This window comes from Brevibacterium sp., assembly GCF_052105255.1.
GTDB classification, from domain to species: Bacteria; Actinomycetota; Actinomycetes; order Actinomycetales; family Brevibacteriaceae; genus Brevibacterium; species Brevibacterium linens_B.
The window spans coordinates 1-8,135 of record NZ_JBQDYQ010000090.1 but is presented as its reverse complement, the minus strand read 5'-3'; the positions used below and the strand labels follow the sequence as shown (position 1 = coordinate 8,135).

General features: G+C 65.1%; 6 protein-coding genes. 4 read left to right on the top strand and 2 right to left on the bottom strand.

Features of this window, described 5'->3' with window-relative positions; translation table 11 throughout:
* Positions 1–119: 119 nt before the first annotated feature.
* Complete coding sequence (locus tag ACTIIH_RS15350) at positions 120–1,187, bottom strand: BMP family lipoprotein (RefSeq protein ID WP_441452738.1); 1,068 nt, start codon at positions 1,185–1,187, stop codon at positions 120–122.
* A gap of 361 nt (positions 1,188–1,548) precedes the next feature.
* Here ACTIIH_RS15350 and ACTIIH_RS15345 point away from each other — a divergent pair, with 361 nt between their 5' ends.
* The 4 genes from ACTIIH_RS15345 to ACTIIH_RS15330 all read left to right on the top strand — a co-directional run bounded on the left by ACTIIH_RS15345 (position 1,549) and on the right by ACTIIH_RS15330 (position 6,581).
* Positions 1,549–3,405 carry an ABC-F family ATP-binding cassette domain-containing protein gene (locus ACTIIH_RS15345; RefSeq protein ID WP_441452737.1) on the top strand — a complete coding sequence of 619 codons (1,857 nt, stop codon included), beginning with the start codon at positions 1,549–1,551 and terminating at the stop codon, positions 3,403–3,405.
* 64 nt (positions 3,406–3,469) lie between these two features.
* Positions 3,470–3,820 (top strand): TraR/DksA family transcriptional regulator, encoded by a 351-nt coding sequence (locus tag ACTIIH_RS15340; protein WP_441452736.1) that lies wholly within the window; start codon positions 3,470–3,472, stop codon positions 3,818–3,820.
* A 113-nt stretch (positions 3,821–3,933) separates the two neighbouring features.
* The gene (locus tag ACTIIH_RS15335; protein WP_441452735.1) at positions 3,934–5,304 is read left to right on the top strand and encodes an acyltransferase family protein; all 1,371 of its coding nucleotides are present in this window, start codon (positions 3,934–3,936) and stop codon (positions 5,302–5,304) included.
* A gap of 227 nt (positions 5,305–5,531) precedes the next feature.
* Positions 5,532–6,581 (top strand): homocysteine S-methyltransferase family protein, encoded by a 1,050-nt coding sequence (locus ACTIIH_RS15330; protein WP_441452734.1) that lies wholly within the window; start codon positions 5,532–5,534, stop codon positions 6,579–6,581.
* Between the two features lie 388 nt (positions 6,582–6,969).
* Here ACTIIH_RS15330 and ACTIIH_RS15325 read toward each other — a convergent pair whose 3' ends face one another.
* On the bottom strand, positions 6,970–8,112 hold the full coding sequence (locus ACTIIH_RS15325; RefSeq protein WP_441452733.1) for an alanine--glyoxylate aminotransferase family protein: 1,143 nt from the start codon (positions 8,110–8,112) through the stop codon (positions 6,970–6,972).
* Positions 8,113–8,135: the final 23 nt, after the last annotated feature.

The following is an 8,135-nucleotide window of genomic DNA, read 5'->3' as shown; positions in this document are numbered from 1 at the left end:
GAACGATCCGAACACCTTGGTCATCCCGCGAAGCTCGAGTTTCACTGCTTCCGGTTCTCCTCACAAACTTGAAAACTGCAGGGCCGAAAGAATTCGGCCCTGCAGTTTATCCGACGAGCTTACTTCGGTGTGCTCTCCGACTCGACGACGAGGCTGCCGTCGATGATCTGCTTCTTCAGCTCTTCGACGTCCTTCTTCACGTCTTCGGGAACCTTGTCCTCGAAGTCGTGGTACGGAGCGATGCCCACACCTTCGTTCTCGAGCGTGCCGACGTAGGGCTCATTGGTGAAGTTGTCCTCGGTGCCTTCCTTGATGGTGTCTTCGACGGCCTGCGAGATCTGCTTGACCACCGAAGTGAGGATGATGTCGCCGTATTCGGTCGACTCGTAGCCATCTGAGTCGACCCACACGAGGTTGACGTCGCCGGCTTCCTTCGCCGCCGCTGCGGCGCCGAGGCCGACGGGTCCGGCCACGGGCATGATGACGTCCGCGCCCTGCGAGATGAGCTGCTTGGTCAGCTCCTGGCCCTGTCCCTGGTTCTCGAAGTCACCGGAGAACGATCCGTCCTGCTTCTCCTTGTTCCAGCCGAGCAGCTTGACGTCTTTGCTGTTGTCCTCGTTGAACTTGTCCACGCCATCGGCGAAGCCGTCCATGAAGATCGTCACCGATGGAATCTGGATGCCGCCGAAGGTGCCGACCTTGCCCGACTCCGAGGTCGCGGCCGCAACATAGCCGGCCAGATAAGCGGCCTCGGCGGTGTTGAAGACAACCGCCTTGGCGTTGTCGATCGTCACCGGCTTGCCGTCGGCGTCGGAGAACGTCGAGTCGATGAGCGCGAAGTTGAGGTCCGGATTCGCTTCGGCGGCTTCCTGGATCGTGTCCTCGAGGAGGAATCCGACGCCGAAGGTGATGTTGCAGCCCTGCTGCACCATGTTGTCGACGTTCGGCCCGAAGTCCGCGTCGCCCTGCGATTCGGCGAGCTTCTCTTCGATTCCCAGGTTCTTCTTCGCGTTCTCCATGCCTTCCCGACCGGACTGGTTGAAGGACTGGTCGTCCCAACCGCCGGAGTCGGAGACCATGCAGGCGAGGTAGTCGGAGCCGGATTCGCCTTCTTCGCCTGAACCACAGGCCGAGAGGACGAGGGCGGATGCGGCGATCATCGACACCGCTGAAGCGAGCTTCTTCACGTTTTCTCTTTTCTGTTACAGACAGTGCACACGGATGAGGGCGCTGTCTGCCCCTACCGAAGATGTGAAACCACTGGACGAACTGTCATATTTTGGTGAGTTTCGGTCAGTCTAATGCACCGAAGTCGTTTCGGCGGCTCCGCCAGCACCTCAAGGACGGACACCGATATGAAAAAGAAATATTCCGTCACGCACGGCCGTTCGCGGTCCGCAATGCGAACGCGCAGACCTCCATCTTTGAGATAGTCGTCCGTGGCGCGGGGACGGCCGACCGACACAGAGCAGACACTCCGCTGGGGCACAGAGCAGAGCCCCAGCAGTGGCCGGGACCCGGTCATCGTGAACTAGGCTAGAGAGCGCTATGGCACATCTCCTCGGGGCAGAAGCCCTCCACCTCGAATATCCCACGCGCGTCGTCTTCGACTCCGTCACCCTCGGCGTCGAGTCCGGCGACATGATCGGCATCGTCGGCCGCAACGGCGACGGCAAGTCGAGTCTGCTCGGAATGCTCGCCGGCACCATCGAACCCGATTCCGGACGCGTGACCTATCGCGGCGGTCTGCGCCTGGGCATGCTCGGCCAGCGCGATGACCTCGATGACGAAGCGACCGTGGGCTTCTCCGTCGTCGGTGATGCCGCCGATCACGAATGGGCGGCCGATCCGCGGGCCCGTGACATCATCTCCGGTCTCATCGCCGATCTCGATTGGGATGCGCAGATCTCCTCGCTCTCCGGCGGTCAGCGCCGCCGAGTGGCCCTGGCGGCGCTGCTCATCGGCGATTGGGACATGCTCATCCTCGACGAGCCGACGAACCATCTCGACGTCGACGGCATCGCGTGGTTGGCGAAGCATGTGCGCGGCCGGTGGCCGAAGAACGCCGGAGCCCTGCTGCTGGTCACCCACGACCGGTGGTTCCTCGACGAGGTGTGCACGAAGACATGGGAGGTCCACGACCGCATCGTCGAGCCTTTCGAAGGCGGTTATGCCGCCTACGTCCTCCAGCGCGTCGAACGCGACCGGATCGCTGCCGCCACCGAGGCGAAGCGACAGAATCTCATGCGCAAGGAGCTCGCATGGCTGCGGCGCGGCGCACCGGCACGGACATCGAAGCCGAAGTTTCGCATCGAGGCGGCCAACCAGCTCATCGCCGACGTGCCCGAGGTCCGCAATCCGATCGAGTTGAAGAAGATGGCCACGGCCCGCCTGGGCAAGGACGTCGTCGATCTGCTCGACGTGTCCAAGCACTTTGGTGAGACCACGATCCTCGACGATGTCACCTGGCGTATCGGTCCCGGCGAACGCACCGGAATCCTCGGCCCCAACGGCGCCGGGAAGTCGACCCTGCTGGGTCTGATCTCGGGAGACATCGACCCCGACGCCGGACGGGTCAAGCGCGGCAAGACCGTGCAGATCGGCGTGCTCGATCAGCAGTTCAAGGATCTGGCCCGGATCGCCGACTCCCGTGTGCGCGAAGTCCTCGCCGAGTCGAAGACTTCGTTCACCATCGAAGGCAAGGACTTCACCCCGGCTCAGCTGCTCGAACGGCTCGGCTTCGCGAAGGAACATCTGTCCGCACGGGTCAAGGAGCTCTCCGGCGGACAGAAGCGCCGCCTCCAGCTTCTGCTGCTGCTCATGGCCGAACCCAATGTCATCATCCTCGATGAGCCGACCAACGACGTCGATTCGGACATGCTTGCGGCCATGGAGGATCTCCTCGATTCCTGGCCGGGCACCCTCATCGTCGTCTCCCACGACCGGTACCTGCTGGAGCGCGTGACCGATCAGCAGTACGCGATCCTCGATCACGGACTGCGCCATGTTCCCGGCGGCGTCGAGGAGTACCTGCGACTGCGAGCCGAAGAGGAACGCCGGGGTGCCGCCGGTTCGAACAAGGCGTCCGGCAGTTCGAACGGGGCCGCGACGGGAGCCGGCGGGGACGGTTCCGGTGGGGCCGCCTCGGCGAACGAGGGAGTGACGTCGGCTCCGAAACTGTCCGGTGCGGAAGCCCGGGCGGCGAAGAAGGAAGTGTCCGCGATCGAACGGCGGATGGACAAGCTGAACACTCAGATCGCGCAGAAGCACGAGGAGATGGCCGCCCACGACCAGACCGACTTCGAAGGACTGGCTGAGCTCACGGCAGCGATCCGCGAGTCCCGGGACGAACTCGACGAGCTCGAGATGCGCTGGCTCGAAGCGTCCGAGGCGCTGGAAGCCTGAGGGTTCGAGGCGAGGAACGACGATAACGCAGGACGACGGACCAGTCGAAGCCGAGGAGACGACGATGATCGACGAAGCGCAGATGCGGGAGCGGCTCGAGGATGAGCGGGCGGAGACGCAGGCGCTCATCGGCCGCCTGACCCAAGGTATCGACGAGGTCTCGGCCGCCCGCGACGGTGACAACAGCGACGACGAACACGATCCGGAAGGGGCGACGCTCGCCTTCGAACGGTCGCAGGCCGCGACCCTGCTCGCACAGTCCGAAAATCGCCTCAATGAGATCGCCGAGGCGGTCGACCGCCTCGCCGCGGGCACGTTCGGGATCTGCATCGAATGCGGCAGACCCATTGCCGAGGCGCGGCTGGAGGCCCGCCCCTATGCGGCCAACTGCGTCGATTGCGCCGCCCGCGACTAGTCGTTTCCATCGCTGGTCGCACACGCGAGGCCAGCGTCCCACATGACCGGGCGACCACCTCGGCGATGGTATGATCTTTCCCCAAAGCCTGCCGGGTGCGGTAGTGTATCGGCGTGTCAACACGGGACTATCGCATCGACCGCGCCAAGGGAATACTGATCTTCCTGGTGGTTTTGGGCCACCTTCTCGCTCGAACCTCTCCGTGGGAGTCGCCGATCCTGGGCGCACCGATGTACTTCATCTACATGTTCCACATGCCGGCGTTCGTCTTCCTCGCCGGAATCACGGCGAAGTCGAACAAGCTGGCCGAGCGGGTGCTCACCTACTTCGTTCTCCTCGCCACGGTGCTGCCGCTCATGTGGGGGTGGATGTGGATCTTCGGGCTCAATCCCGACTACGAATTCCTCAGACCGTTCTGGTACACGTGGTTCCTGCTGTCGATGGCGTGGTGGATGATCACGGTCCCCTTCATCGAGCGCTTCCCACGCACGATGCTCGTCGCCTCGCTCGTCGTCGGGCTCTTCGGCGGACTGCTGCCGATCCTCGACACCGAACTCTCCGCGGCTCGGACGATGGCGTTCTGGCCGTTCTTCGTCATCGGCAAGCTCTATGGCAAGCAGATCATCGGCTGGGCGGGCAGCCTTGCGATCTGGCAGAAACTCGGCCTCAGCGTCGCCGCACTCGCAGCAGTCGGATACTTCTACCTCGACCAGGTCGATCACAACTGGCTCTACGGCAGCCTCAACTTCGCCCACTTCGGCGTCAGCGTTCCCGAAGGCGTAGGCCTGCGTCTCATCGTCGACCTCGGAGCGGTGCTGCTGACATTGGCGCTGCTGACCTGGCTGTCGAACACGAAGGACACGATCGCCACGATCGGCAAGCACAGCCTGGCTGTCTACATCCTCCACGGCTTCGTCGTCCGCGGTCTGCAGCCGGTCCTCGACGACAGCCGCACCGTCCTCCACGACGCCGTCGTCCTCCTCATCTGCGTGGCCCTGGCCGTGGTGTGGACGGGCGTGCTGTCCTGGGGACCCTTCGAACGCGCTCTGCGCTGGTGGTCCTCGACCGTCACGGGCCTGCTGCTCAAACCGTTCCCATTCCTGCGACCGGAGGATTCCGACCGGCGCGGCGGACGTGGCCGCGGCAGCCGACGTGGAGATGCCTACTATTCCGGCGACTCTCATCATCCCGGCAACGCCTACAGCGAGGGCGACGGACCGGACCGGCAGGGACTCGGCCTGCAGCCGCTGCCCGGAGTCGGCTACCAGCACTCCCCCGGCTTCGAACAGCAGCCAGGCCAGCAGCAGTCCTTCGCCTCGCCGGCACCGGTCGCGGGCGAGGCGTACCCGCTGCCGGGTTCGCACGAGGTTCCGCAGAACAACGCCACGTACGAAACCACGCAGGAGGTTCCCGCCGGAGCCGCCCAGCGGGCAGTGCGCTACCGTCGCCTGCCGGTCTACCTCAGCGGCGACGAGGACAGCTGACCCTCGGTCCGCAACCGGCGGTGCCTGCCCCCGACCGACCGAGCCCCACCGGAACCCAGCTGTGAGCGCTCTTCGGCGGGCCGCCTCGGCGAATGTCGTGTCCTTTCATGGCGATCGGCGACGATTTATGTCGATGTGACTGACGTCGCTGCGCCGATCGATGGTGTGATACCCAGGTTCGGGCCGCTCGCCCGGGCTCGACTACATCATCGAATCGGAGAGCAACCATGACCGCGACCAACGCACTGACCCAACGCCTCGATGCCGGCCCCGTGATCTGCGCGGAAGGCTTCCTGTTCGAGCTCGAGAAACGCGGATACCTGTCCGCCGGCGAGTTCGTCCCCGAGGTGGCCCTCGAATTCCCCGATGCCCTGCGCTCCCTCCACGTCGACTTCCAGCGGGCCGGTTCCGACATCGTCGAGGCCTTCACCTACAACGGCCACCGCGAGAAGATGCGCGTGATCGGCAAGGAGGACCTGCTCGAGCCGCTCAACCGCGCCGCCCTGCAGATCGCCCGGGACGTCGCCGACGCGAAGCCCGGGAACTTCATGGCCGGCAACATCTCGAACTCGAACATCTGGGACCCTGCCGATGAGTCCAAGCAGGCCGAGGTGCGGGCCATGTTCGCCGAAATGGTCGGCTGGGCGGTCGAGGAAGGTGCCGACCTCATCATCGGCGAGACCTTCTACTTCGCCGGTGAGGCCATCGCCGCCGCCGAGATCGCCAAGGCCAGCGGCCTGCCCGTCGTGCTCACACTGGCGCCGATGGCCTTCCAGGAGATGGCCGACGGGGTCGGGATCGTCGAGACCGCGCAGCGCCTCGAGCAGCTCGGCGTCGATGTCGTCGGCCTCAACTGCTTCCGCGGTCCCGCGACGATGCTGCCGTGGCTCAAGGAGATCCGAGCGGCCGTGTCCTGTCACGTCGGTGCCCTGCCGATCCCCTACCGCACCACGGAGGACGAGCCGACGTTCTTCAACCTCTCCGACCCCCGCGCCGAGGTGGCCTCCCCGCACGGGCGCACGTTCCCCACCGCTCTCGATCCCCTGCAGACCAACCGCTACGAGATCGGTGCGTTCGCGAAGGAGGCCTACGACCTGGGCGTCAACTACATCGGCGTGTGCTGCGGCGCCACCCCGATGCACATCCGCGAGGTCGCCGAGGCGGTCGGGCTGACCACAGAAGCCAGCCGGTTCTCCGAGAACATGGCCAACCACTTCATGTACGGCAGCAACGAACGGCTCGCCGACAACGTCGTCGCCCTCGGAGACACCGCCTGAGGTCGAGCGCAGAGCCGAGGCCCGCCCGGAGCGTGCCCGGCGGCGCAGCGTGTCCGGAGGCGGAGCGTGCCCGGAGGCGGAACTCGCCTGCGCAGGATTCTCCGGTAGATGATTGTTGATTTCCCACGAAGATTTCTGCACTTACCTCCCGGAAAATCGGGCGGACGCGTCGAGCGCTGCTGAACTCGGCTGCGCGTGGCTCAACCCATTGCGGCCGCGCGAGCCTCTCCGAGCATCCCTCACAGTTGATGGTGGCCTGCACCGTCAGCGTCACAACATACAGTCAGCGCCATAGCCCCTCGTTGCAACGGGAGGTTATGGCGCTGACTGTGTGTGCCCCGATTGCCGGTGGGCGCTGACGCTGCCGGTGCAGGTTCGTGCGCGCCGCTCAGGCTTCGGCGGTCACGCCGATCGAGTCGAGAGCGGCCTCGAGGCGAGCGATCGTGCCGTCGATGTCGCCGAGCTTGTCGAGACCGAACAGGCCGATGCGGAAGCTCGAGAAGTCCTCGGGCTCATCGCACTGCAGCGGCACTCCGGCAGCGATCTGCACGCCGACTTCCTTGAAGCTGGCACCGGTCGCGAGCTTCGGGTTGTCGGTGTGGACGACTACCACGCTCGGCGAGGCGAACTCGTCCGAAGCCACCGAGGGCAGTCCGCGTTCGGCGAAGACCGCGCGCACGCGCTGTCCGAGTTCGGCCTGCGCGGCGGCGAGCTTGTCCAAGCCGCGCTCCTCGCTCTCGGCCATGAGCTTGGCGTTGTGCGCTAGAGCGTCGGTGGGCATCGTCGCATGGTAGGGCGCACGGCCTTCTTCGTATTCGTCGGCGATGAACAGCCACTTCTTGAGGTCCATCGCGAAGCTCGTCGAGGTCGAGGCTTCGACGGCGGCACGGCCGGCCTTGCTGAGCATGACGTATCCGGCGCACGGCGATCCGCTCCACCCCTTCTGCGGGGCGGAGATGAGCACATCGACGCCGAGGTCGGTCATCGATGCCCACACCGCACCCGAGGCGATGCAGTCGAGAACGAAGATTCCGCCGACTGCGTGCGCGGCCTCGGAAACCTGGCGGACGTAGTCATCGGGCAGGAGCATCCCCGAGGCGGTCTCGACGTGGGGAGCGAACACGACAGCGGGCTTCTCGCGCTCGATGGCGGCGACCACCTCGGCGATGGGGGCCGGTGACCACGGCGACTGGTGCTCGGCGCTGTCCGGGGAGGCCTTGAGCACGGTCGTCTCCGAGGCGATGGCTCCGGCGTCGAGGATCTGCGACCAGCGGAAGGAGAACAGACCGTTGCGCACGATCAGCGCCTTCTTGCCGGTGGCCACCTGGCGGGCCACTGATTCCATGGCGTAGCTTCCGCCGCCGGGGACGATGGCTGCGGAATCGGCATCGTAGGCCGAGCGCAGGATCCGGTTGATCTCCTGCATCACGGACACGAATCGCTGCGACATGTGGTTGAGCGATCGGTCGGTGAAGACCACCGAATATTCGAGCAGGCCGTCTGGGTCAACATCTTCGTGTGGCAAAGTCATGGCTCTAACATATCGACAGTCCG